The organism is Nostoc sp. DedQUE09 (assembly GCF_034530915.1).
Lineage (GTDB): Bacteria > Cyanobacteriota > Cyanobacteriia > Cyanobacteriales > Nostocaceae > Nostoc.
Window position 1 is genome coordinate 114,649 of sequence record NZ_JAVRCE010000009.1, and the last position, 25,494, is coordinate 140,142.

General features: G+C 42.7%; 14 protein-coding genes and 1 pseudogene. 4 read left to right on the forward strand and 11 right to left on the reverse strand.

The window, feature by feature from the left end:
• Positions 1–289 precede the first annotated feature (289 nt).
• The 5 genes from RMY27_RS08530 to RMY27_RS08550 form a co-directional block, all read right to left on the reverse strand.
• Complete coding sequence (locus RMY27_RS08530) at positions 290–1,021, reverse strand: DUF928 domain-containing protein (protein WP_322662197.1); 732 nt, start codon at positions 1,019–1,021, stop codon at positions 290–292.
• Positions 1,022–1,367: 346 nt separating this feature from the next.
• Positions 1,368–3,263: a CHASE2 domain-containing protein gene (locus tag RMY27_RS08535; protein WP_322662199.1), complete on the reverse strand. Its 1,896-nt coding sequence runs from the start codon at positions 3,261–3,263 to the stop codon at positions 1,368–1,370.
• 157 nt (positions 3,264–3,420) lie between these two features.
• Complete coding sequence (locus RMY27_RS08540) at positions 3,421–4,131, reverse strand: response regulator transcription factor (protein WP_322662201.1); 711 nt, start codon at positions 4,129–4,131, stop codon at positions 3,421–3,423.
• Between the two features lie 484 nt (positions 4,132–4,615).
• On the reverse strand, positions 4,616–5,566 hold the full coding sequence (locus RMY27_RS08545; RefSeq protein ID WP_322662203.1) for a MoxR family ATPase: 951 nt from the start codon (positions 5,564–5,566) through the stop codon (positions 4,616–4,618).
• A 67-nt stretch (positions 5,567–5,633) separates the two neighbouring features.
• Positions 5,634–6,725 carry a DUF4350 domain-containing protein gene (locus RMY27_RS08550; protein WP_322662205.1) on the reverse strand — a complete coding sequence of 364 codons (1,092 nt, stop codon included), beginning with the start codon at positions 6,723–6,725 and terminating at the stop codon, positions 5,634–5,636.
• 284 nt (positions 6,726–7,009) lie between these two features.
• Between RMY27_RS08550 and RMY27_RS08555 the strand changes: the two genes are divergently transcribed.
• From RMY27_RS08555 to RMY27_RS08565, 3 genes are all read left to right on the forward strand, one after another.
• The gene (locus RMY27_RS08555) at positions 7,010–7,192 is read left to right on the forward strand and encodes a hypothetical protein (protein ID WP_322662207.1); all 183 of its coding nucleotides are present in this window, start codon (positions 7,010–7,012) and stop codon (positions 7,190–7,192) included.
• Positions 7,167–12,479: an ELWxxDGT repeat protein gene (locus RMY27_RS08560; protein WP_322662208.1), complete on the forward strand. Its 5,313-nt coding sequence runs from the start codon at positions 7,167–7,169 to the stop codon at positions 12,477–12,479. The genes RMY27_RS08555 and RMY27_RS08560 overlap by 26 nt, the downstream gene beginning before the upstream one ends.
• A 606-nt stretch (positions 12,480–13,085) precedes the next feature.
• A complete protein-coding gene (locus RMY27_RS08565) occupies positions 13,086–13,763 on the forward strand; it encodes a class I SAM-dependent methyltransferase (RefSeq protein ID WP_322662211.1) in 678 nt (225 codons plus the stop codon).
• A gap of 181 nt (positions 13,764–13,944) precedes the next feature.
• On the opposite strand, the pseudogene RMY27_RS35480 reads toward RMY27_RS08565, so the two are convergent.
• From RMY27_RS35480 to RMY27_RS08580, 4 genes and pseudogenes are all read right to left on the reverse strand, one after another.
• A pseudogene (locus RMY27_RS35480) lies at positions 13,945–14,079 on the reverse strand (HNH endonuclease); the annotation flags it as partial.
• A gap of 94 nt (positions 14,080–14,173) precedes the next feature.
• Positions 14,174–16,318, reverse strand: coding sequence for a peptidase domain-containing ABC transporter (locus tag RMY27_RS08570; RefSeq protein WP_322662213.1), 2,145 nt, complete (start codon positions 16,316–16,318; stop codon positions 14,174–14,176).
• Between the two features lie 445 nt (positions 16,319–16,763).
• Positions 16,764–16,982, reverse strand: a complete 219-nt coding sequence (locus RMY27_RS08575) for a hypothetical protein (protein ID WP_322662215.1) — start codon at positions 16,980–16,982, stop codon at positions 16,764–16,766.
• Positions 16,983–17,940: 958 nt separating this feature from the next.
• The gene (locus tag RMY27_RS08580; protein ID WP_322662217.1) at positions 17,941–20,823 is read right to left on the reverse strand and encodes an NHLP bacteriocin export ABC transporter permease/ATPase subunit; all 2,883 of its coding nucleotides are present in this window, start codon (positions 20,821–20,823) and stop codon (positions 17,941–17,943) included.
• A gap of 86 nt (positions 20,824–20,909) precedes the next feature.
• Here RMY27_RS08580 and RMY27_RS08585 point away from each other — a divergent pair, with 86 nt between their 5' ends.
• Entirely contained in the window at positions 20,910–21,389 is a 480-nt protein-coding gene (locus tag RMY27_RS08585; protein WP_322662267.1) for a GNAT family protein, read from the forward strand.
• Between the two features lie 18 nt (positions 21,390–21,407).
• On the opposite strand, the gene RMY27_RS08590 is transcribed toward RMY27_RS08585, so the two are convergent.
• Positions 21,408–23,648, reverse strand: coding sequence for an NHLP family bacteriocin export ABC transporter peptidase/permease/ATPase subunit (locus tag RMY27_RS08590; protein ID WP_322662219.1), 2,241 nt, complete (start codon positions 23,646–23,648; stop codon positions 21,408–21,410).
• A 141-nt stretch (positions 23,649–23,789) separates the two neighbouring features.
• Complete coding sequence (locus RMY27_RS08595) at positions 23,790–25,229, reverse strand: NHLP bacteriocin system secretion protein (protein ID WP_322662221.1); 1,440 nt, start codon at positions 25,227–25,229, stop codon at positions 23,790–23,792.
• Between the last annotated feature and the right edge of the window lie 265 nt (positions 25,230–25,494).

A 25,494-nucleotide genomic window follows, 5' to 3' on the forward strand; every position in this document is an offset into this window, starting at 1 on the left:
TTTTCGATTACCAACTTACTCAAATTTTTGGCTGATACTGTTGACAAAATCGCGATCTGAACGAATGAAACAGCCCTGCCTTTCTAAGGGGAGGGTTAGGGTGGGGTAAAACTGACATGAAAAACCAAGTGAGTAAACTATTTTAGACTTGTGTGTACACCGTAGCCTCTTAGGAGAGGGGATCGGAAAAACTTTTATTGCTGGAAAGGGAGTAAGATTCAAAGCCTCTCTCCTTTTAGGAGAGAGGTTTGGAGTGAGGTCAGAGTGTGTTGCATCAAAATGAAAACTGCTATATTTTTTCGCTGCCAATTTTCTGGAGGTATTCAATTCGTCGTTGAATATTTTTTTGATCTACGTCATTACCAATAAGCATTTCTGACTGTGCAAGTTCTTTAACTAAAGTTGCCCCAGATTGACCCAGTTTACCATTACCAGTTGCTTTTAATGCTTCTTCTAATGCTTCATACCACAGTTCATTTTCAGTATAATAATTTATACTTTCTGGAATGCTAGTAAATCGATTTTTAGCAAGTGATTGAGGATTGATAACAGTAAATTCTGCACGTCTAATAATCGTGTCGTTTTCGCAGTCAATTGCAATTTGCCATAAATATGTTTTACCGACTGTGAGTTCGGGGTAATCAACGGGAAGTTTTAGTTTGTTAATCCCAACTGTTGTGGGTATTTCTTTAACTTGCCCAATTTTTTTAACTGTCTTGGGTGAATCAAATTCATATAGTTGGAATCGCGCATTTTGAGAACTTGACATATACCAAGCTAAGGTTGGACGTATGGAAGCAGTTTTACCGATAAATGTCTGAGGTGCAAGCTGCGTCAGTGGTATGCCGCTAGCTGAACATCCACGCGAACCACCTGCACGGGTATTGTCGCTGGCTGGTTTGCGATCGCGTGGTTTAAACTGAGCAAATGCTGGGACTGCGGTCATAAGAAAAACTACTCCTACAACCAAGCTTGTAAATCTGCCCTTATTTTCCCAAAATACGAAATGTTGATGACTCATGGTAAATGCTGTTGATTGTGTGGTTATTTAAAACTTTTTAAAGAATTCTGGCGACTAATATCATGTCCGTATAATTAGTTATGATTTCCACAGTCATTAGACTTCTTGCAAAAGTCGGGGTAAAGGGGCAGGGGAAAAGGGTAAAAAAACTCAAAATCCTTTCCCTTTAACATGCACCCTTTTCCCTAAGAGTGCAAAAATATATTTTTGTAAGAGGTCTATTGCACCCCACCTCCAGCCTCTCCCTGCAAGCCGGAGAGGGGAGACAAAGCATAGCTTTGGCGGGGTGGGGTTTTTCAGGTTTAATAAGTAATCTAGCAGACATAATATAACGCCTTATTCCTTTTTAAAATTCCTTTGTAGGTTTCCAACAAAGTTCACATATAGTCCCACGTGGAGAAAGCGATTCACGGCGAAACTCTCCTCCTAATTGTTTAGCAAGCATTTTAAAATATTTTGTGCCTTTATTCTCTAGTTTTGATTTAATACCTGAACCGTTATCTCTTACAGATAAATTGTATTTATTTGCACTATAAACACCCGATGCTTGAACTCGCTTGACTCCTTGGGCGTGTTTACCAACATTACATAAAGCTTCTTCTAAAAACAGACATATTCCCCGTTTGTGTTCTATAGTTAAATATTTATCATCAATCGGTTCAAAATTGCGAATTTTAACTTTTAAGGTTTTAAAATGTTCAAAATCTTTACGTTCTAATGTACTTGAATAAACCTCATATAATAAATCGTGCAAAGGTCGTTTTAATTCTAGTATTAATCCGCTACCTAAACGTAAGCTCTCTTCTGTGGTTAATGCTTCGAGTTTAAGAAAATCGCCAAGTTCACGAATTTCGCGATCGAGTTTTTCAAATTGCTCAACCAGTTGTTCGTAAGGGATATCTTTAGCACGCAGATGCTTTAATCCATAAGCAAGAGTTTGCAAAGGGCCATTATGAATTACGGTAAATGTGTGTTGAATTGTGTTTTGACGTTCGTTAATTTGCGATCGCAAGAATTTATCATGCTGGTAAAAGGCAAAAGCACTCAAGCCAAGCCCATTTACACCTAAGATCAGCAAACCAGGTGCTACCGGAATCCATATACCCCACACCCACAACATTACATACCCGCAGCTAAACAAAGTAACTCCAGCTACAGCAACACTAAGTATATTTTTCCAAACAGATTGGGTAATCCGTCCGATAATTATCGGCATAAAACCCCAAACAAATATCCATGTGTACTCTCCTATATCTCCCCAACTATGCAACATTGGGCGACTGTCGATTACATAACTAAGAATTTGACTGATCGCATGAGCGTGATAGTCAATGCCATAAATTTGACTGCTTAATTCTAAATTTGCTAATGCAGAGGTATAAAAAATATCGCCAGTACTCATGTTGCGGTTGCCAACTAATACAATGCGATCGCGCAACAATTCTGGATTTACTTTTCCATTTAAAATCTCGCGCAACGATATAACATTAAAAGGCTTGGAAGTATTGCGGAAGTTCATCAAAATTGACAATCCGCCATCATCAACATTAACGTATCCGCCAAAATTATGGGTGATTCGGGGTAATTCAATTCCCCAAAATCTGATCGTATTCGGGTCATTTTTTCCTGTTTCCAATTCAATTCCTTTCGCCTGGAAGTACTTAATAACTAACCGCAGCGCTAAAGAATATTTATCTTCGTTGATATTGTCAGGATTATTCGGGTTTGTTGTAAATAGTAAATAGCGTCGATTTTTGCTATCCTTATCATTAGGTAAATCGACAAATCCAACTCGTTCGGGTGGCAAATTTTGGGGTGGAGAAGTTTCTTCGGGTGGTAATATTTTTTGAATCCCGATAATATTAGGATTCTGCTGCAACACCTGCGCAAGTTCTTTACCACCAGGTTCAACAGGAACATTTTTGAAGATATCTAGCCCAATAGCTAACGGTTTATAAGTTTCCAGCTTAGTGAGTAACTCTGCAATCTTCTCATCTGGAATCGGATATTGCTTAACCCATTCAATATCTTTTTCATCAATACCTACAATTACTACACGTTCATCAAGTTTTTCTACGGGACGCAGATATAACATCTTATCGAAAAGCATCCATTCCCAAGATTGCATTCCTCCAGTTATACGTATCAATATCACCATAAACAGTACCATGATTCCAGGAGGTGCAGCCTGTAACCACAACCCAAATTCTTGGCGAATGCGATTCCAGATTCTCCTGCTCATATCATGTCTAGATAATTAGTTATAATTTTCACAGTCATTGCACCCCCACGCGCCAGATGCTTCACTTGATAAGACAAAGTGTAGCTTTGATTCTTTGGGGTTCTTAGAGTTTAATAAGTAATCAAACGAACATAGTATCATCTCGTTTTTTCCCGGATTAATCAATTAAACCTTCATCACGGGAACGAATTTCAGTTTGAATTCGCATATTCTTACCACCCTGCTTGCAGTCTTCAGGATAGACTCCCAACACATCCTGAATCTTCGTCCAGTAAGTACGTACTGCTCTTTCTGATTTATACATTCGTTCGGCGATCGCTTTATCTGTCAAACTCTCTTCAAAAGCTAACCGCAACACCTCCAACCATTCTGGTTTAAGTTCGATTCCCGTTTTGATATCTTTGGTATGAGTTGCACCATGAAGGGACAAATTAACCCGCATTAGCATTTCATCTTCGGGTAATCCTTTATCTGCGATCGCAAATCCAGCTTGATGATTATCAATCTCGTGTTTGATCCGAATTAACGCCTTTACATAACTAGTTTGTACCATGAAATTCTGATGGGGATATTCTTGGAGCAAAGTTTGCAGCAGCTTAATTCCGGTATCAATTTCTGCTGTCTCCCCTTGGCGATCGGGAATTGATAAATCCATCACAATCAGGTCAAAGTGATGATATTGAAGTTGAAAAAGTGTCTCTTTTGCCGTCTGAGCCTTAATGATAGCAGCTTCGGGATACTGTCGACTTAAGACATCGAGCGTACCAGTTAAAATTAATTGGTGGTCATCTACAACAAGAATACCCAGCTTTTTTTCCACTGGTAAATATCCAAAAACTTGATGTTCTTTTAAATTTATTCCTACCATATTTTCATCCAAATTCAGATTTTCCTTAAGCTTGACGAAAAATCTCTTCACCTCCGACGTTTAGCTTGAGAGTCATATCTTGTATCTTTTAGCCCTAACTCATTGAAGTATGCGCTTATTTTAATTTGAGATGAATTCTCAAGCTATGCAGAAAAGTGCAAATCTAGAGGTGCGATCTGATTTTGGATTCGGAATCATAACTAATTATGCGGACATGAATCAAAAGTCCTCACTCTAAATCCCTCTCCCAAGTTGGGGCTGTGGTGTACACATAAGTCTGAAATAGCTGAAAAACCCAAGATTTTACCCCACCCTAACCCTCCCCTTATAAAGGGGAGGGAACTAGATTTTCCGGTTTCCCCCCAATATATCGGGGGGATTAAGGGGGTAAATCCAGGGTTTGGGCTTCATTACCAAGATGTGTGTACACCGTAGCCAATTTTGGGAGAAGGGGTTGGGGATTTACGTCAGAGGTTTAAGTTTTTCACCTCGGAACTGGTACTTGATTAATTACCGACGCAATTACTGCATCCATTTGTAAACCATCCAGCATCGCTTCTGGTTTCAAGATGAGACGGTGACGTAGCAACGGTGATGCAACTGCTTTTACATCATCTGGCGTTACAAAATCCCTTCCTGCTAACCACGCCAAGGCTTGAGATGTCTGCAACCAAGCACCGGTAGCGCGAGGTGATGCACCCAAAGTTAGATCAGGATATTGACGCGATGTTCTCACCAACGCCAACAAATAATCAACGATCGCTTCTGATACTTTAACTTCTTTGACTGCCTGTCGTGCTTGCAAAATGTCGGCTACTGTTGCGATTGGTTTCAAACGGCTAATATCTAAACGTCGTGCTGCAAAACCCGCCTGACGATTGAGTAACATTTGCTTTTCAGCTGCTTGATCGGGGTAATCTACTACCAGCTTAAATAAAAATCTGTCTAACTGTGCCTCTGGTAAAGGATAAGTACCCTCAAATTCCAGGGGATTTTGCGTCGCAATTACCCAAAATAAATCTGGTAAAGGCAAACTTTCACCATCCAATGTTACCTGCATCTCTTCCATCGCTTCTAGCAGCGCCGCTTGTGTCTTGGGCGGAGTCCGGTTGATTTCATCTGCTAGTAATACTTCAGTAAATATTGGCCCTTTTTTCAAAGTGAAATTGCGGCTATTCAAGTCAAAAATATTTGTCCCAGTAATATCTGAAGGTAAAACATCAGGTGTTAATTGAATCCGCCGAAAATCTCCTTGAATTAACTGCGCTAACACTTTTACTAGTAGGGTTTTCCCAGTTCCCGGTACTCCTTCTAAAATTACGTGCCCACCCGCTAGCAGTGCTATTAAGAGTTGCTGTATTAAGCTAGATTGTCCGACAATTACTTGATTAAGACCTTGACCAAGACGAATTAAGATAGGATGTGTTTCACTCATATTTTTTATTGAAAAATAACCAACGCAGAAATACTATTGATAATTCCAAAAAATTAATTTTTAATTTCTAATTTTTAATTTTCCTAATGGTTCGCCATTTCCCCAACCAGCTTAACAGGTCTCGTTCACTGATGGGTTGTTTGCGAGATTGTAGCTTTAAAACTGCATCGAGTTCTGCTGCACTTGCGCCTGTTTTTTCCATCCAGAAATCGATCAAGGCTTGACGTTCTAAAAGTACTTGCCCTAATCCCAAGACTTTTTGGAGTTGTAGCTGTTCTTGTTTACCTACCATTTCAACAACAAAGTCGGTGGTATCAGCTTTCTGCAACACCCCGGCTAAAGCTTGGATGTATGCCTCGCTATTATCTACAACTGGTGTATCTAAAGCTACTGGCTTACCAAAGCGGCGATTCTGCGCCCAAACTAGCACTAATAGCAGGATACTTACCTGTATCAAGATTGGAAGTAAAGGAGTTTTGGCAAAAAAGCTAGATAAATCTCCTTCGTTTTCTTTCTTCCTGATATCGGCATCTTTATAGCCGTGGATGTATTCATCGACAAAGACTGTGTTACTTTTTTCAGTAACCAAACTAGCTAAATACTTGAAATTACTTAAATAATCTTGGTAGGCGTTGGCAGCTAAATAAGGAGTGGTAGAAAAAATCACTTTTCCTTTTTTGTAATTTTCTTTCCAGACAACAGCACCAAAGCGATCGCCTAAATTAACTTGCTGGGAGTTAGCTTTTTTATATCGTCTACGTGTATCAATTTTAATATCACCTTCAGGAGATTTTTGCATAGTGCTAAACTCCGCTTCTGTAACCCGCGCCTTTGCACCCAAAATTACCAAAGTATTCCCTTTCTCTACCCATTCCCGCTCTTGACTATCTAGTGTCGTTTCTCTGGGATAGCCGCCTACCTGTAGCAAAGTAACTGGGTTGTTCTCTGGCTGAATATCACTAAAAGGCTTTTGCCAACGCTTGATAGAAATTCCCTGTTGTTGCATAAAAGCGTACCAAGCACCATAGCCATCAGAGTTACGGTTATAGGTAGAGCCAGCGTTAATTTTAGTATTATTGGGAGCCGCGAACAAACTAAGTAAAACGATCGCAGCCAGTGCGATCGCTCCCATCCAAGCAAGGCGATTTGGACGTTTCATTTTCGACTTTCATAGCCTTTGAATATCAATGTTAATACTTACTTATTTTTCAGGCAAAGTCAAAAATATAATTAACTTTATCAATACCTTGTCCTTTAGGACACGCTATGCAAACACCAATTTACGCGGATCGGCTAAGTTGAATCAAGACAATCACCAAGATTTCTGTTTCATTCCTTCCAACAGGTTATGTTCATATCTGTGTCGATATTGGTTGATGTGGAGTGCTTATATTAACTAAACCAAATGAGCTTTATCTAAATCAAGTATAAAATTAGACATATTTGCCGAGGCTGTTTAATTTAAAAAAAAGCGAAGCTTGGGAGTTAAGCGATCGCATCGCATATTTACATAGCAAGAAAAATAGCGATCGTCCTTGGGGCGTCTACCAACGCCTGATTTCCCTTGTGATTGCAACTAAAGCTTTAAGGAAAAACAGTTATGCCAGCAGAAGAACCATCAATTAGCCTCATCAAAGATATCAATACCAATGGAGCTTCCTCTTACCCAAAAAATCTGACGAATGTCAACGGCACGCTGTACTTCACTGCCTATGACAGCAGTGGGGGGGGTGAACTGTGGAAAAGTGATGGCACTGAGGCTGGTACTATCCGCGTCAAGGATATCGTCTCTGGTACAGGTAGCTCTATCCTGCTAAATCTGACGAATGTCAACGGCACGCTGTACTTCAATGCCTCCGACAGCAGTAAGGATCAAGAATTGTGGAAGAGTGATGGCACTGAGGCTGGTACTGTCCGTGTCAAGGATATCTACTATGGCAGTGGTTCTAACCCGCAAAATCTGACGAATGTCAACGGCACACTGTACTTCAATGCCTCCGACAGTAGTGGGGATCAGGAATTGTGGAAGAGTGATGGCACTGAGGCTGGTACTGTCCGCGTTAAGGATATCGTCTCTGGTAGCAGTGGTTCTAACCCGCAAAATCTGACAAATATCAACGGCACACTGTACTTCAGTGCCACCACTGCTGTCGGTGGCACTGAACTGTGGAAGAGTGATGGTACTGAGGCTGGTACTGTCCGCGTCAAGGATATCGTCTCTGGTACCAGTGGCTCTAATCCGCAAAATCTGACGAATGTCAACGGCACGCTATACTTCGTTGCTTACGACAGTAGTGGTGGCACTGAACTGTGGAAGAGTGATGGCACTGAGGCTGGTACTGTCCGCATCAAGGATATCGTCTCTGGTAGCAGTGGCTCTGGCCCTTACAATCTGACGAATGTCAACGGCACGCTATACTTCGTTGCCTACGACAGCAGTGGTGGCTATGAACTGTGGAAGAGTGATGGCACTGAGGCTGGTACTGTCCGCGTCAAGGATATCGTCTCTGGCACGGGTAGCTCTTTTCCGCAAAATCTGACGAATGTCAACGGCACACTATACTTCAGTGCCAACGACAGCAGTATTGGCTATGAACTGTGGAAGAGTGATGGCACCGAGGCTGGTACTGTCCGCGTCAAGGATATCTTCTCTGGCACGGGTAGCTCTTTTCCGCAAAATCTGACGAATGTCAACGGCACGCTATACTTTGATGCCTCCGACAGCAGTGGTGGCTCTGAACTGTGGAAGAGTGATGGCACTGAGGCTGGTACTGTCCGCGTCAAGGATATCGTCTCTGGCACAGGTAGCTCTAACCCGCAAAATCTGACGAATATCAACGGCACGCTATACTTTGATGCCTCCGACAGCAGTGGTGGCTCTGAACTGTGGAAGAGTGATGGCACTGAGGCTGGTACTGTCCGCGTCAAGGATATTAATACTGCTACAATCTCCTCTGAGCCGTCCTTTCTGACGAATCTCAACGGCATCCTGTACTTCGTTGCCAACGACAGCAGTGGGGGTCGAGAACTGTGGAAGAGTGATGGTACTGAGGCTGGTACCGTCCGCGTCAAGGATATCGTCTCTGGTACGGGTAGCTCTTTTCCGCAAAATCTGACGAATCTCAACGGCATCCTGTACTTCGTTGCCTACGACAGTAGTGGTGGCACTGAACTGTGGAAGAGTGATGGTACTGAGGCTGGTACTGTCCGTGTCAAGGATATCGTCTCTGGTACGGGTAGCTCTGGTCCGCAAAATCTGACGAATGTCAACGGCACGCTATACTTTAATGCCTACGACAGTAGTGGTGGCTCTGAACTATGGAAGAGTGATGGCACTGAGGCTGGTACTGCCCGCGTCAAGGATATCGTCTCTGGTACGGGTGGCTCTAACCCATACAATCTGACGAATGTCAACGGCACGCTGTACTTCAGTGCCTCCGACAGCAGTGGTGGCTCTGAACTGTGGAAGAGTGATGGCACTGAGGCTGGTACTGTCCGCGTTAAGGATATCTTCTCTGGTATGGGTAACTCTTTTCCGCAAAATCTGACGAATGTCAACGGCACGCTGTACTTTGTTGCCACCGACAGCAGTGGCTCTGAATTGTGGAGGAGTGATGGCACTGAGGCTGGTACTGTCCGCGTCAAGGATATCTTCTTTGGTATGGGTAGCTCTGAACCGCGCAATCTGACGAATGTCAACGGCACGCTGTACTTTAATGCCACCGACAGCAGTGGTGGCTATGAACTGTGGAAGAGTGATGGCACTGAGGCTGGTACTGTCCGCGTCAAGGATATCTTCTCTGGCACGGGTGGCTCTAACCCATACAATCTGACGAATGTCAACGGCACGCTGTACTTCAGTGCCTCCGACAGCAGTGGTGGCTCTGAACTGTGGAAGAGTGATGGCACTGAGGCTGGTACTGTCCGCGTTAAGGATATCTTCTCTGGTATGGGTAACTCTTTTCCGCAAAATCTGACGAATGTCAACGGCACGCTGTACTTCAGTGCCTCCGACAGCAGTGGTGGCTCTGAACTGTGGAAGAGTGATGGCACTGAGGCTGGTACTGTCCGCGTTAAGGATATCTTCTCTGGTTTATCTGGTTCTAGTCCCAACAACTTAACTTACGTTAATGGCAAACTCTACTTTGTTGCTGACAACGGCAACACTGGGCAAGAACTTTTTAAGCTTGACCTGAACAGTACTCCTACTACTCCCACTGACCTGAGCCTGAGTACCACTAGTGTTAACGAAAATGTTCCTGCCAACACAGTAATTGGCAACTTTAGCACTGTTGATCCTGATGCAGGTAACACCCACACCTACACCCTAGTTTCGGGTACTGGCAGCACCGATAACAGCGCCTTCACGATTGTTGGTAACGAATTACGGATTAATAGCTCGCCAGATTACGAAACCAAGAATAGCTACAACATCCGTTTACGCACCACAGATCAGGGTGGTTTATTCTACGAAAAAGCGATCGCGATCGGAGTCAACAATATTAACGATGCCCCAAAAGCATTAAGTACTATTGCTGACCAAACAGCAACAGAAGACGCCATCTTCAACTTTACTTTACCAACAACCACCTTCAGCGATGTCGATGCAGGCGACACCCTGACCTATACTGCTAGCCTCAGTAACGGCAATCCATTGTCGGCTTGGTTAAACTTTAATCCAACCACGCGCACTTTTAGCGGCACGCCATTAAATCAAAATGTGGGCAGCCTCAGCCTCAAAGTTACCGCAACTGATAAGGATGGAGCTACCGCCAGTAGTGTATTTGGTCTAGCGATCGCTAATACCAATGATACCCCTGTTGTGAGTAATGCGATCGCTGACCAAATTGCTACAGAAAACACTGCTTTTAGCTTTGTGGTGCCAGCAAATACCTTCAGTGATGTGGATGCGGGAGATAACCTCGTTTACACCGCCACTTTAGAAAATGGTAATCCACTTCCTGTTTGGTTAACTTTCAACGGCACTACCTTTACTGGTACTCCCACAAATAATAACGTTGGTAGCCTCAACATCAAAGTTATAGCCAATGATGGAACGGCAACTGTCAGCGATGTTTTTGCATTAACAGTGGCTAATACCATTAGTCAACTCCCTAATGAAATTACTGGTACTTCAGTTGCAGACAACCTGACTGGTACGGTGAACAAGGATATTATCTCAGGATTGCTGGGCAATGACACGCTCAACGGACTAGGTGATAACGACACCCTCGATGGCGGCGATGGAAATGATTTCTTAGATGGTGGTACAGGAGATGACAGTCTCATTGGTGGTAAAGGCAATGACACTTATACTGTGGACAGCATCAGCGACACTATTATTGAATCTGCCAGTGCAGGCACAGATTTAGTCAAGTCTTCAGTGAGTTGGGTGTTGGGAAATAATCTGGAGAACTTAACCCTGACTGGAAGTGGGGCAATCAATGGTACAGGTAACAGCTTTAATAATATCTTGAATGGAAATACTGCTGCTAACACCTTGAGTGGAGAAAATGGCAACGATAACCTCTTTGGCGATTCGGGCAATGATACTTTGTTAGGGGGTTCTGGCAATGACAGCTTAGATGGAGGTTTGGGATCTGATAGTCTTGATGGTGGAGTCGGCAATGATATTTACACCGTAGATAACCTGAACGATGCGATTATTGAATCTGCCAGTGCAGGCACAGATTTAGTCAAGTCTTCAGTGAGTTGGGTATTGGGAAATAACCTGGAGAACTTAACCCTGACTGGAAGTGGGGCAATCAATGGTACTGGTAACAGCCTTAATAATATCTTGAATGGAAATACTGCCGCTAACATCTTGAACGGAGAAAACGGCAACGATAGCCTAATTGGTGGTGCAGGTAATGACACCTTGTTGGGGGGTTCCGGCGATGACACCTTGGATGGAGGTTTAGCAGCTGATAGTCTCAATGGTGGAGTCGGTAATGACATTTACACTGTAGACAATCTGAACGATACGATTACTGAAGACTTAAATGCAGGCACAGATTTAGTCAAGTCTTCGGTGAATTGGATGTTGACAGATAACCTGGAGAACTTGACTCTGAGTGGAAGCTCGGCAATCAATGGTACTGGTAACAGCCTTAATAACATCCTGATTGGAAATACTAGCGCTAACATCTTGAATGGAGTTGATGGTAACGATAGCCTGATTGGTAGTGCAGGCAATGACACCTTATTGGGCGGTTCCGGCGATGACACTTTGGATGGAGGTGCAGGGATTGATAGTCTTGATGGTGGAGTCGGCAATGACATTTACATCGTAGACAACCTGAACGATTCTATTATTGAAGGCTTAGATCCAGGCACAGATTTAGTCAATTCTTCGGTAAGTTGGGTATTGGGAAATAACCTGGAAAATTTGACTCTGACTGGAACCGGGACAATCAATGGTACTGGTAACAGCCTCAATAACATTCTCATAGGAAATAATGCCGCTAACACGTTAACTGGAGGAGATGGTAATGATCGCCTTTTTGGTAACTCAGGCAATGACACCTTGCTTGGTGGTGCAGGTGACGATGTACTCGCTGGTGGAGTTGGTCGAGATATATTGACTGGTGGAATTGGTCGAGATAGCTTCAACCTGGCTGATACTCGCACTGGAGGCTATGACACTATTACTGATTTTACTGTTGGAGATGATACTATCTTCGTTTCTAAGACAGAATTTGGACTGAGCCAATCTCAGGATACGGTACTGGATTCGAGCTTATTCCGACTTGGGACTAGTGCGACAATTGCAGGCGATCGCTTTATCTATGATCAAACTACGGGGAACCTATTCTTTGATAAAGATGGGGTTGGTAGTGCTGCACAAGTTCAGATAGCCCAGTTCTCAAATCAGGTAGCGCTTACTAGTGCAAATATTACTGTCATTGCCTAACGAAAGCGAACTAAGTAAAATCCTCGCGATCGCTGACACATTACCAAGGGCAGAAGAAATTATCATTCTCGGTAATACAAAAGGTTAAACTCGTTGTAGTTCTCATGCTGAACATGGCAACTACAACGATCATAAAAAGCTACCTAAGCCTTCTTTGCACGCGGGTTTAACGGGGATATTATGGCTATTTAAGCACACATAACATCACTCAAATTACACAAGCGATCGCTCTTATCCAAGCAAGCCGATTTGAACGTTTCATTTTTGATCGCTTTGTTTCAGGATTAAAAGTGTTAATACTTACTTATTTTTCAGGGAAAGTCAAAAATATAATCAAGTGGCTTCATTTTCTCAGAGCGATCGCCTGTTTAATGAATGCTTCTAAATTTTGGGTAGCAGTGGCATTGTCAGACAGAACCTTGCTTGAGAGTTTTAGGGCTTCACGAACTGAGTATCGCTAATCGATAGAACCTAAAGAATTGCTGTAATCCGGTGTATATATGAGTTAAAATTCCGATTCTCGGAAATAGTGGAAATCCTGCATCTGGCTGCATTATCGCTTATGTTTTAAAGAAGAAGATTGTTGGTGCTATTTGAGCGGTATTTATGGACGAAAATGAAAAACGAATCCTTGACTCATGGCAGATGAATGCTAAATTATGGACACAAGCAGTTCGTAATAAACAAATTGAAAGCCGTGCGATCGCCACAGATGCCGCTATAGTTAAAGCGATAACCCAGCTTAATCCAAGAACATTCTTAGATATTGGATGCGGTGAGGGATGGTTGTCTCGACAGCTTTTTTCTTTAGGAATCAATGGTTGGGGTGTTGATTTTTGCGCCGATCTCATTGAGACAGCAAAGGATAGTGGTGATTCTCGCTTTGTTGTCTGTTCGTACTCGGATCTTGCATCACAAAGATTTAGCACCATTAACTCTTTCTCTTGCTTGATCTGCAACTTTTCAATTCTAGGCGAATGCGCTCTTGATCAGATCGCTAAGGCAGGTCATAGCCTGTTAGAGGACAAAGGCAAAATAATCATTCAAACCCTTCATCCGATAATTGCTTGCGGTGACTCTCCATACTCCAATGGGTGGCGCGAAACTTCATGGCAACCAAATGCGGATCAACCCTTTTACCCTACTCCTTGGTATTTCCGAACCCTGGAATCATGGATCAACGAATTTCAGACTTTGAATTACCGATTGCTAAATTTATATGAGCCATCTGATCCCAAGACAAATAAACCAATTTCCATTATTTTTGTCTTTGAACGGGAGTAAAGTATTAAACACATTTGCTCTCTTCTGCTGTCTGCGCGTAAAAAAACCACCTCTACCGCAGAGATAAATTGCCAATGGTCAAGGGCGTTGCATAATGGCAGTATGAATTAAGGTCAATTCTGGCGTTGCTGAATCAAGGTATGAATTACTAAGGAACTGGAACATACCAAAATTTGAGATAGTGGTTGACGATGTGTTTTACTTTCTTACGGAACGTTTTAAAGTTGTCCATTGAAGGAGTACTTTTGAACTTTCCGTTTTTCTGGACTTTGAAGTGCCAGCCGAGGAAATCAAACCCATCTGTCGCGGCGGTAACTAATATGGTCTGTTTATTTCCGCCGTTCTGTACTAGTCTATGATTGCTCGGCTATCCAAGTGCTGCGTTTGGCGCTTTTAGGAGCAAGCTGTTTTCAAGGGGTCAAGAAGTCTAAGTGATCTCCACCCTTAGAGCGTAGATCCTCTGGAGAGCCTTGGAGTTGCAACCTACCTTGATCCAGTAACACAATCCAATCAGCACGATTAATCACTCTGGGGCGGTGGCTAATCAGAATAGTGGTTTTGTCCTGCCGATGAGATAGGAGCCTACCTAGTACTTGCGCCTCACTCACTGGATCGAGTCCAGCCGTTGATTCATCCAAAATTAGGATTGGCGGATCAGTAACTATCGCTCTGGCGATCGCCAGTCGTTGGCGTTGCCCGCCAGAAATATTTGAGCCAAATTCACCTAAGACGGTTTGATATTTGTCGGGGAGTTTACTGATAAAATCGTCAGCCTCGGCAATTTGGCAAGCATTGACAATTTGCTCAAAGGTGACGTGCGGAGAACCTAAGCGAAAGTTTTCAATAATTGAGCGACTCCAAAAGTGGGGTTCTTGGGGAACAAGAACGATTTGTCGCCGGAGGCTATCTAAGGATAAATCTTGCAGGTTATATAGTCCAATACGAATATTGCCAGACTGTATTGGATACAAACTCGCAATCACTTTAGCAAGGGTACTTTTACCACAGCCTGATTTACCAATCAGGGCAATCACTTTACCGCCAGGGAGTGTAATAGAGAAATTTTCTAATAACTCAGTTCTGCCAGGGTAGTGAAAGTTTAGATTTGTGCAAGTGATGTCAGCATTGCCAGGAAGTGTAGCCAAGGGCTTTTGGGTATCGCCTTGATTTTCCGGTGTGGAGTCTATAACTTCTATTAAACGCTGGATAGCAGTTTGAGTCCGTGTAAATCTATCCACAAGTCCGATTAAAGTACCTATGAAGGCTAGAAAATTAGTGTTCATAGCGTTAAAGGCAAGCAGTTGACCGATACTCAATTCCTTGCTAATAACCAACATGCTGCCAAACCAGAGTAAGGCAACGCTGCCAATACCAGAAACTAATCCAGAGAAGGTATTGTTGATAATGCCAATTTGAATCGTGCGGAACGTTTGGTTCGCTAGGCGACCGAATCGGCTCTGGAATTCTTGCCAGAATTGGGGAGCGGCGGTCGTGGTTTTTAGTGTTAATGCACCTTTAAAGCTTTCAACGAGAACGCCTTGGTTTTCTGCTGCTAAGACCAATATACTACGAACTTTTTGCTGAAGTGTCGGCTGGAAAACAACTGTGGATACTGTCATCACAGCGGCGATCGCGATGGCAACTAGCGTCAGTTTCCCACTGTAGAACAGCATGAAACCAAAAGAAACCGCCCCAGTAAAAAACTGAGCAGGTAAACTCACGACCAATTGTGAGACTAACTGATTAATCTGTTGAATATCTCGCAGTCGGCTCACGACTTCGCCACTGCGACGGGCTTCATAGTATGTTAGCGGCAATCGCAGGATTTGTCGTCCAAATTCCAGAACTAGCCCTAACTCAATTTTTTGGGCAAAATTGGCAATCAGGTTAGAGTTAACGAGTCTGAGACTACTGCTGATAAGGTTCATGATCACAACAGTGATTGCTACAGCGTTGAGCAGCCCTGTATCACCTCGAACTAGCACTTCATCTGTCAGGATTTGGATCAGGAAAGGGTAAGCTAAAGATAGCAGACCAATAACTTGGGCGCCGAGCATAGCCTGAAAGACTATAGCTCGATAAGGCCATACGCGCTTGAGAAATCCCCCAAAACCGCTAACTTGCTTGTCGCTTTGAGTATAAAAGCGGATCGAGTCTGGCTCCAGTAGAAGCATCACCCAATTTTTCCAGCCCTCCATCAACTCCTTTCTGGAGAGATAACGGATGTCCGTGGCTGGATCAGCAATTACATATTTCCTGCCCCGCTGCCCGTACAAAACAACCCAGTGGTTGCCTTTCCAGTGAATGATCGCTGGCAGTGGCGCTTCCTTAATCCGGTCTACTATTTCAGTTGATGCTCTGACTGTGCGAGCATTGAAACCTAGTGCCTCTGCTCCCTGTTGCAGACCTAGCAATGTTGTTCCTAGTTGCCCAGTGCCTACCGCTTCCCGGATGCGGTTGATGGTAAAAGTACGGTCATAATGTTTGGCAATGGCAGCCAGACAAGCAGCTCCGCAATCTTCTTCACTATGCTGTCGCACAACCTGATATTTCATTTGAACTAAAACTGTTTGTTTTCCTTTCAAAATCACTTGTTGCTTCAAGCAACCTTAGTCAGTGGCCGGAAGTAATATCAATGACAAAACTGGAGCGATGGTGCCATTTTGACAGATTTATTTTGAGCTTAAAAACATGGTCTATCTAAATAGTGTTAACTCTGTTTCGAGAGAAAAATAGCTGAAGACTTTTTAACTTTTAACTGAGCTAGCCTTCAGCGAATTCTATATTTAACTAACCATTATGAACAGATTTTTTCAGATAAAAAACAGGGGTTGGCTAATTTGTGGCAACCCCTTTAATAAAGAAATCATTGAAAGCTTTCATTTTTACCTGAACTAGCCTTCAAGGACTTCTCTATTTAACTAACTAGTTTGAGCTCAGTTCTAGTAATGACAGTTAACTTCTTATATTAAGAAGTCACCTAATGTATCCGAGGCAGAACTAATCTTCTCCGGCAAACGAGGAACTAAATCCTTGAGACCCAGCATCTACATCATCGCCGTCCACAACAGCAAAGGTTGTAACGTCACCATCGGTTACAGCAAAACCTTGGTTACTTATAGCCCTGGCGCTGAAAGTACCAAAAGCACTTGCAGAGCGGCCGCCTACAAGACTGGTTGCTTCACAAGCTGAGAGTTCAGTAAAAAGTGAATTTGCCATTGTTCTTGTTCTCTTAACTAAGTTGAACTAACGTCAATTACCTGGAATGAAAAATTCATTTCCATCAATCTTTGACATTTTAGAGAATATCAATAGTTTCACTGAAATACAACCGTTATTTTATTAATAAGTCTGTTCAAAAAAATTTGATTATTGGTAAGCATTTATACAGAGCTACTTTCATAAATTTAGGACTTATGCATTGACATAAAAGCAAAAATGACAGGTAAATTTTTCAAGGCTTCCATCTAGGTTTTTCAATCATATTTTGGCGATCGCCAACAATCAAAAGCAACCTTCAAAAGCCTGAAAGAACGTATTTACGTTGTTAACATACAAAATAGCTCTTTTGTACAGTGCGTAAGTCCTAAAGCTTTTTCTGTAAGTTAACCTAATACTCAAAAATCTGTAGTTAACTATTTTTCAGAATAAATATTTTTACTAGCATAATTGGTGTTATTTTGTTTAATTTATACAACTTTTCCTCGTGGGCCAATAAGTTATTTGTATGATGTAATTTTACTATTACAAAACTTACATATTGACAGAAGCAACTAAATGTGAATATGGACTTTCAGCCATTCAAGTTTGATTTTTTCACCATTAGCCAGCGATCGCTATTGAATCTAAAGCTATTAGCCAATAGCCGAAAACAACGGATTTTCGTTGGTACACATCATAGTTATTTTGTAGAGTGCGTAAGTCCTAATAGATACTAGATTTTAATATTCTTTGAGAGAAAAAGTTTTTTATTATTTGTATTATTTTTTATATATAATATTTTTAAATTAAATGTCAGATAAAGATGCGCTATAGTCATTTTTATGAGGTTCACAATTTTTTGTATTTTCAAGAGGGTACCTCGAAAAATTGCATAGTGAGGTCTTGAATTAATAGCCCGGATTTCTCACCAGCAATTCTCATTTTGAAAACAAAAGAAGATAAAGTCCTCTACCCCTTATAACTGTTGAGCTACCAGTCTGGCAAATAATCCTGATTGGGCAATCAATTCTGAAAAATTACCTACCTGCACGACATGACCAGCGTCAATAACATAGATGCGATCGGCATTACGAATTGTGCTGAGGCGATGAGCAATCACCACTCTGGTAGCGTTTAACTTAGCTAAACTTTCAGTTACAATTGCCTGGGTGCGGTTATCTAAGGCGCTGGTCGCCTCATCCATTAAGATAATTTTAGGCTTGGAAACAAGCGATCGCGCAATCAATAATCTTTGCCGTTGTCCACCGGAAAGATTACTACCACCCTCAGCGACGATCGTATGCATCCCCATTGGCATTTGCTTGATATCATCAGCAAAGCCTGCCATTTGTGCGGCTGACCAAGCTTCTTCTAGGGAAACTAAAGCCCCGGCGGTGATATTATCAAAAACCGATCCTGTGCCGATTTTCCCATTTTGTAGTACCACTCCTAACTGTCTTCGCACAGCCTGGAGTTCCATCTCTGCTAAATCTTTGCCGTCATAATAAATGCTCCCTGTCAATGGAGTTTCAAAGCCCAATAACAACCGCAATATCGTTGATTTTCCACTTCCAGAAGACCCAACGATCGCAACAAATTCCCCTGGTTCGGCATGGAGGCTGACATCATTGAGAATTAAGCTGCCATTCTCAGAGTAGCGAAAGCTGACACGATTTAGGGCAATGCGACCGCTTAATTGTCCGGGGTTAACCTTGGTTGAGTCATATTCAGGCTGCGATCGCCAAATCGGTTTTGCTCGTTCCCATATTGGTACAATACTCCAAATTTCCGATACAGTATTGCTCAGGTCAATTACTCCTTTGATAAAAATCGCCAAAGCATAGTTAAAAGCAACGAATGTACCCAGTGTTAGACGTGTCTGCATTAACAGCATGGCAAACCCAAACAGCAATACAGAACTCACTAAAGGGAGTGCTTCGTTAAATACAGAAATACCATCTTTAATCTCTTGCCAACTTGCCTTCAGTCGGATCTGCTGGCTGTACTTTTTTGCCCAAGCTGCAAATGCGCGTTCTTCTGCCATTGTCACTCGCAGCTTGGCAACACCGTTGATTAGTTGTACGGTGAGTCCCTGAATTGCACCATTGAGTTCTTGCTCTTTTTTCGATTTCTTCACCAAGAGGAAACTTGCAACAGTCGTAACCACAGTGGCAAATATTGCTAAACCCACGCCCACAAACGCTAGTTGCCAACTGTAAATAAACATCAGCACCAAGTTGAATAAGGCAAAAACTCCACTCAACAAAGTTCGTTGAGTAGCACCGCTAAGTTTTTGATGGATTTCCCTTACCGCCATGACGCGGTTAAGCAAATCTCCAGAGGTATACTGGCGAAAAAAGCTAGGGCTTAATCTCAGCAGGCGATCCCAGATGGCTGGCTGTAATATGCTATCAGTAGCGCTTTCGACTCGTAGAGTAATAATGCTTTGGGCAATTTGAAAAGCTAACTGCCCAAAAGCGACTGCAAACATGACCAATCCGATCTGCCAAAGCATTGCGCGATCGCTATCGGGAATGGCATGATTGATTAAAATTGCTGTTGCTTGCGGTGCAACCATGGCCAATATTGTGCCTAGTAGCCCAACCACTAAAATACTGGCAATGTCTTTTTCATAACCCTTGACCCCAAACCGCAGTAAATCAATGGCGTTGAGCGCAATTTGGGGTAATGGTCGATACAGAACGTAGGCTAATGGTGACAGTGTTTTTGCTATTGATTCATTTACAGGTGTCCGAGTCCGCGCTACGGGGTCAAAGATGACATAATCTCGATTATCTGTAGGTAACAACGCCACTGGGCGCTTTTCTAACTGAGTATAAGCTAACATTGCTCCTTGGTCTTGACACCACCAGCCATCTGCTAAAGTTATACGACGGATACGAATTTGTGATGCTTGTGCGATCGCAGCTACAGGATCTTTAATAGAATTTAAATCCTCTACTGGTGGACGAATCTCTATTCCCAGAGTTCGCCCAACTGCACCAAATGCTACCAACAAGGGCGGCCCTTCCTGAGAAAAAACCGCCTCCTGCTGTGGCTGCAATACTGTTGCTAAATCAGAGAGTGCCCCCTCTATTACTTGCTGATTAAATTGCTCGCGTTCTTGAAACTGCCGAAATTCTGCTTCTGCTTCTTTATTTGCCAGTAAATTGAAGTAGTGAAAAAAATAAGTATGCAAACTGGCTAAACCTGCCAGAAGTTCCTCGAAACTTTTTAAATCTGTCGTTGGCAACATCTCTCCAATAACCGCATTTTCTGCCTCCAGCCACATAGCACTCGTGAACGGAAACGCTGGTGAGGTAGAATTCAAGGTTAATTCCTCAACTCCCATCCAGTGAGTATTGCCTTGCTGCAACTTCACCCATAGAAGTGTTTGCTGCCTCCACTGTAGCGTTTCACCGGGCGATAATGAAAAATCCCGCCCTAATGTCTGCACAAGATTTAATGGCGTTGTCAAAACTGTCTGCTGGGCACTAAGAGATTGCCCTAAATGATTTACCCAACCTTCTAAAAATTCTATGGCTTGAGAGTCAGCCGCAGCGATTCCCTTAACCAAATCAACCATTGACATCTGGCATAATTGGGTGGGTTCAATTGCGATCGCTACAAAATTCCATTGGTTTTGTGCTATTACTTCCGGTAACAACACTGCACTAAACAATGCTTCACCAGCGTTGACATGAAACAAATAGCGGCGCTGCTCCTTTGGTAAACTGTTCTTAACTCTAGTTGCAAACACCGCCAATGTTCCAGACTGCACTATCCAGAATGTTTCTGAGTCATTCAACAGTAATGGTTCGTTTGCTTGAAGAAAGTATGGTTTGGGAAGAGGATTCACTGAAGGTAAATCTATATTAGTTAGACGAGTGGAAAAACATATAAAAAACTATTGTATCCCGGCTGAATATAACAGAATTTTTTTTGATGATAAAATTACGAACTGCTAACCTAAACGATATAGACTTCATCTTTACTCAAGAAACCAGAGATGAATTCAAAGACCTTATCCTCTGCTGGAGCCGAGAAGAACACAGCAGAAACTTACACTCTGCTGACAAACATTATTTAATGATTGAAAATGCTTCAGGAGAAACCCAAGGCTACGCTATTTTGTCTGGCTTACAATCACCGAACCGTAGTATTGAATTAACTCGAATTATCGTTGCTGAACCAGGGCTAGGATACGGCAAGCGTGCCTTACGAATAATCCTCAAAAAGGTTTTTGAAGAGTATAATGCTCATCGTTGTTGGTTAGATGTCTTTGAACACAATCAACGTGCTAGACATGTTTATCAGTCAGTCGGCTTTCAGGAGGAAGGAGTTTTGCGAGAAGCCTTGAGGCAAAAAGATAAGTATTCTTCGTTAGTAATTATGTCTATCCTTGAAAACGAATACTTCCAATAAATGTTTTCAAACTCGATATTATGCCTCTGCCGCGTGAAGTAAGCGAACATAAGTTCCGCCTTGCTGCCATAATTCTTCATGAGTGCCACGCTGCACGATTTTACCTTGCTCTAGCACAATAATTTCATGGCAATCACGAATTGTGCTGAGGCGGTGGGCTACTACAATACACGAGCAACCACGCTGTTGCAAGTTACGGTTAATAATCAACTCGGTTTCTGCATCTAGGGCGCTGGTTGCTTCATCCAGTACTAAGATTGTGGGATTTCTCACCAAAGCGCGGGCAATTTCTAAACGCTGGCGTTGTCCACCACTAATATTCATACCGCCTTCAATTAATTCAAAGTCATATTTCCCAGGCATAGATGCGATCGCATCATGAATCGCTGCATCTTGGCAAGCCTGCACCAAATCGGCTTCTGGTATAGTTGAATCCCAAAGAGTGATATTTTCGCGCACAGTCCCGGCAAATAAAAAGATATCCTGTTCAACCATTGCCAAACAGTTAGCAAGGACAGAGCGTTTAATTTGCGATCGCTCTACACCATCAAAGCAGATTTCCCCATCCCACGGTTGATAAAGCCCGCAAATTAATTTAGCAACTGTGGATTTACCAGAACCACTTCCCCCCACAAGGGCTATTCTTTGCCCTGGCTTGACAGTCAAGCTCAAATTTTCAATCAACGGAGGTTCTACACGACTGTACCCAAAAGTGACATTCCGTAACTCAACATGACCCTGTAATTGCCATAGAAATGAGGGAGAACTAATAGCTGCCCCCTGCCCCCGGTCACTGAGCGTAGCCGAAGTGCTGCCCCCTGCCCCCTGCCTCTCTTCCACTTCCAAATCAACGGGATTTTGCAATACATCATCAAGGCGGTTTAAATCAGCTTCTAAATCTTGGAGTGTACTGCCGAAATTAACGAGGTTATTAACTGGTTCTAAGAAGCTCAGTGTTAAACTTTGGTAAGCAACGAGCATTCCAATACTGAGATTGCCATTCATTACCTGTAAACCACCAACCAGCAAAATCGAAGCTGTGGCTAGGGCTGTCAAAATTGTCGGTAATGTGGTGAGAATTTGAGTTTGTAAGCCTAATTGTTGTTGGGCGTTGAGTGCTTTAGCGTAATAACCCGCAAACCGAGCAAATAAATCTGACTCTAGCCCTGAAGCTTTGATGGTTTCTATGGTTTGGATGCCGCTAATCGTTACTCCACCCACCTTGCCATATTCCTGAGCTAGGCGCATATTTGTATCTACACGAGTTTGCGATAAAAATAAGAGGGCGAGAATGTTGATTAAAGCAAAACCGATTGCGATCGCACTCAGCAATTGGTCATACTGAATCATAATTAGCAGGTAAAATATCATCATCACCGCGTCAATTACTGTAGTTGCCAAAGACCCTGAGAGTACCTCTGCCACCCGGTCATTTAGTTGTACACGGCTACTGATTTCCCCAGCAAACCGTTGATCGTAAAACCCAACAGGCAATCGCAGGATATGCCAGAGAAAGTGTCCTGATGTGCTGACTGACAACTTAACCATTAATCGCCGCAGGTAGGTAAGCCGCAGTCTGGCAAGGAATGCCCGTAATAAAGTAGTTAACACCATTCCTAACAGCAAAGGTCGTAACCAATCTTGCCGATCTTGGATTAAAATCTCATCGATAAATACCTGAGAAAAGGCTGGTACAGCTAACCGAGGCAGTGTTAGCAATAACCCCGCAAGCAAGCAAAATAAGATAGTAACTCGTGAGTTTTGTAAGCGGCTACTTAAGGCTGAGACAATGTGATTTTTTTTGCCTCCCTTCTGAAAGTCCGCTCCTGGTTCCATTGTCAGCACAACACCCGTGTATGCGCGATCGAACTCTTCCCAACTTACTGTTCTCCGACCATTGGCAGGATCGTTAAGGTAGACGCGTTTTTTGCTATATCCTTCTACTACGAGAAAATGGTTAAAATTCCAAAAGGCAATGTAGGGAAGACGGGTAGTTTTTACGTTTTCCAGAGACAGTTTTAAACCTTTAGCATTGAGTCCATAGTTTTTAGCAGCTTTGAGGATATTAAAAGCTTTGCTGCCATCCCGCGAAACACCGCATTCTTCACGCAGTTTAGCCAGTGGCACAATCCGCCCGTAATAGCTCAGAATTATTCCCAAAGCAGCCGCACCACATTCGACCGCTTCCATTTGCAAAAGTGTAGAAGTGCGGACACGATTTGGTTTAAATTTTGGAATTGGGGATTGGGGATTGGGCATTGGTATTAGAACTTGAACGTTGGTTGAGCATCTAAGGGTGAAAGTTCAGCTTCTGATGATGGTGAACCTTCAAGTTGTAACCATGCCCATGCCCAATTTAATTACAAATTACGAATTACGAATTACGAATTACAAATTATTTTAATAAATCCCCGTCCAAGAGCGCAGCATAGGAATAATATAAGAAATCGGTGCTTTTTCTCCAACCTTCACTTGAACAAAGGTAGTTGTACCAGAAGATATTTTTAAGGCTGGGCCATCAGAGGATGACCATTTGTAGCCACTGATTGATGTAGGGTTTTCTTGAAGTTCGACAAAAGCTTGCACCTTGCCTTCACCTTTACCTGCAAGACTGGCGGCAATTTCTTTGTTACCAACAATCGCTGTAATATCTTGTGTAGTTACCGGAAATGAAGAAATATCTGCAACGGTTCCAAGGATACCGCCTTCGCGCTCGCGTTTGGCAAAGCTGGGAGTTACCTGTACAGGCATCCCAGGCTTGATTTGCTTACCATCTTTATTAGCAAAGTAAACAAGACTCATAAGTTTTGAATTTGGCTGTTCAGCCTCAATTGACCCCAAGCGACTACCCGGATTCATCATTTGTCCAGGGACAGCACTCAGTTCGAGAATGTGACCATTATATTTGCTAATAATTCTACTTTCTTGAGATAATTGCAGTTCTAACTGGGCAATTCGCCGCTTTACTTCCCGAATTTGATTGGTTTTATCAATTGATTGCTTCAGGTCTTGTTCGCGTAGTTTAGTATTTTGAGTATTAATATCTTTAATTTTGGTTTTAATTTCGTCAATTCTGTTGAGATTTTCTAGATATTCTCGTTGGGTGGTAGTTTCTTGGATTTCGAGATCCTTGAGTTGCACGTCAATATCTGATAATTCGCTTTGAGTATTAAAATATTCTTGTTCAGCTTGCACCAACATATCTTGGCTGATTACATGCTGCTCAAAAAGGTGACGACGGTTATCAACCCGTCCTTTGAGAGTTTTGAGTAAGTAATTAATTTGTTGTTTACGGGAATTAATGCTTTGGCGTTTTTGAGCGATCGCTCTCAATGTTTGATCGCGTAACTTTGGTGCATCTTGCTCTCGGCGCAGATTATTTTCCAAATCCATTCTCTGCTGTCCAAGAGTAATGATTTGTTGGTCAATCAGCAGCTTTTGTAACCTGTCAGTCTCTTGATTTTGGGTTTGCAGTTGTTGCAACTTTACTTGCTCTTGCTGTAATTGCTGCTTTAGCGCTGATTGGTCGATAATACCCAGCACATCACCTTGTTTAATAATATCCCCCGCCTTGACCTTGAGAGTTAGTAATGGGCCAGAACTAGGTGCTTGAAATTCCACAACATGGTGCGGTTTAATCAATATACCTTGACCTGTGACGGTGAGAGGAATTCTACCAAACACACTCCAAACGCCAGCTACAGCAACCACAAAACTCAAAGTAGATAGAGTCAACCAAGCTTGAGGTTTGACCACATTTATCGCTTGATCCAGTTGTTCTGGTGAAGATAAGCGATCTAGGGCTTCTTGGCGAAAGATGTGGCTGTGTTTTAGTTGCATTGTTCTCCTTCTTGCTGACAGCACCCAGAACCTTAAGACTTCTAGACTTTTAAGATTAAAGTGCGATCGGGGAGAACTAGGGGAGAAATAGGGGAGGCGATCGCTTTTACTGCCTCAATTAGAGAGAGAGTATTCCACTTTTTTGCATGTCATTGCGTTCGCCCCTGGCGTTCTCGTTGGCGCACCCTCTCGTAGAGAAAGGTACGAAACGATTTTGGGGTTAGGTTTTGTTCTTCAATCCAACAAATGCCTATATTAATCAAAG

Bases quoted from the DNA above. Each gene is read 5' to 3' on its own strand.
- RMY27_RS08575 (WP_322662215.1), bottom strand. From the start codon at position 16,982: ATGGCAAATTCACTTTTTACTGAACTCTCAGCTTGTGAAGCAACCAGT.
- RMY27_RS08545 (WP_322662203.1), bottom strand. From the start codon at position 5,566: ATGAGTGAAACACATCCTATCTTAATTCGTCTTGGTCAAGGTCTTAAT.
- RMY27_RS08570 (WP_322662213.1), bottom strand. From the start codon at position 16,318: ATGAAATATCAGGTTGTGCGACAGCATAGTGAAGAAGATTGCGGAGCT.
- RMY27_RS08540 (WP_322662201.1), bottom strand. From the start codon at position 4,131: ATGGTAGGAATAAATTTAAAAGAACATCAAGTTTTTGGATATTTACCA.
- RMY27_RS08560 (WP_322662208.1), top strand. From the start codon at position 7,167: ATGCCAGCAGAAGAACCATCAATTAGCCTCATCAAAGATATCAATACC.
- RMY27_RS08565 (WP_322662211.1), top strand. From the start codon at position 13,086: ATGGACGAAAATGAAAAACGAATCCTTGACTCATGGCAGATGAATGCT.
- RMY27_RS08535 (WP_322662199.1), bottom strand. From the start codon at position 3,263: ATGAGCAGGAGAATCTGGAATCGCATTCGCCAAGAATTTGGGTTGTGG.
- RMY27_RS08550 (WP_322662205.1), bottom strand. From the start codon at position 6,725: ATGAAACGTCCAAATCGCCTTGCTTGGATGGGAGCGATCGCACTGGCT.
- RMY27_RS08590 (WP_322662219.1), bottom strand. From the start codon at position 23,648: ATGCCCAATCCCCAATCCCCAATTCCAAAATTTAAACCAAATCGTGTC.
- RMY27_RS08530 (WP_322662197.1), bottom strand. From the start codon at position 1,021: ATGAGTCATCAACATTTCGTATTTTGGGAAAATAAGGGCAGATTTACA.
- RMY27_RS08595 (WP_322662221.1), bottom strand. From the start codon at position 25,229: ATGCAACTAAAACACAGCCACATCTTTCGCCAAGAAGCCCTAGATCGC.
- RMY27_RS08585 (WP_322662267.1), top strand. From the start codon at position 20,910: ATGATAAAATTACGAACTGCTAACCTAAACGATATAGACTTCATCTTT.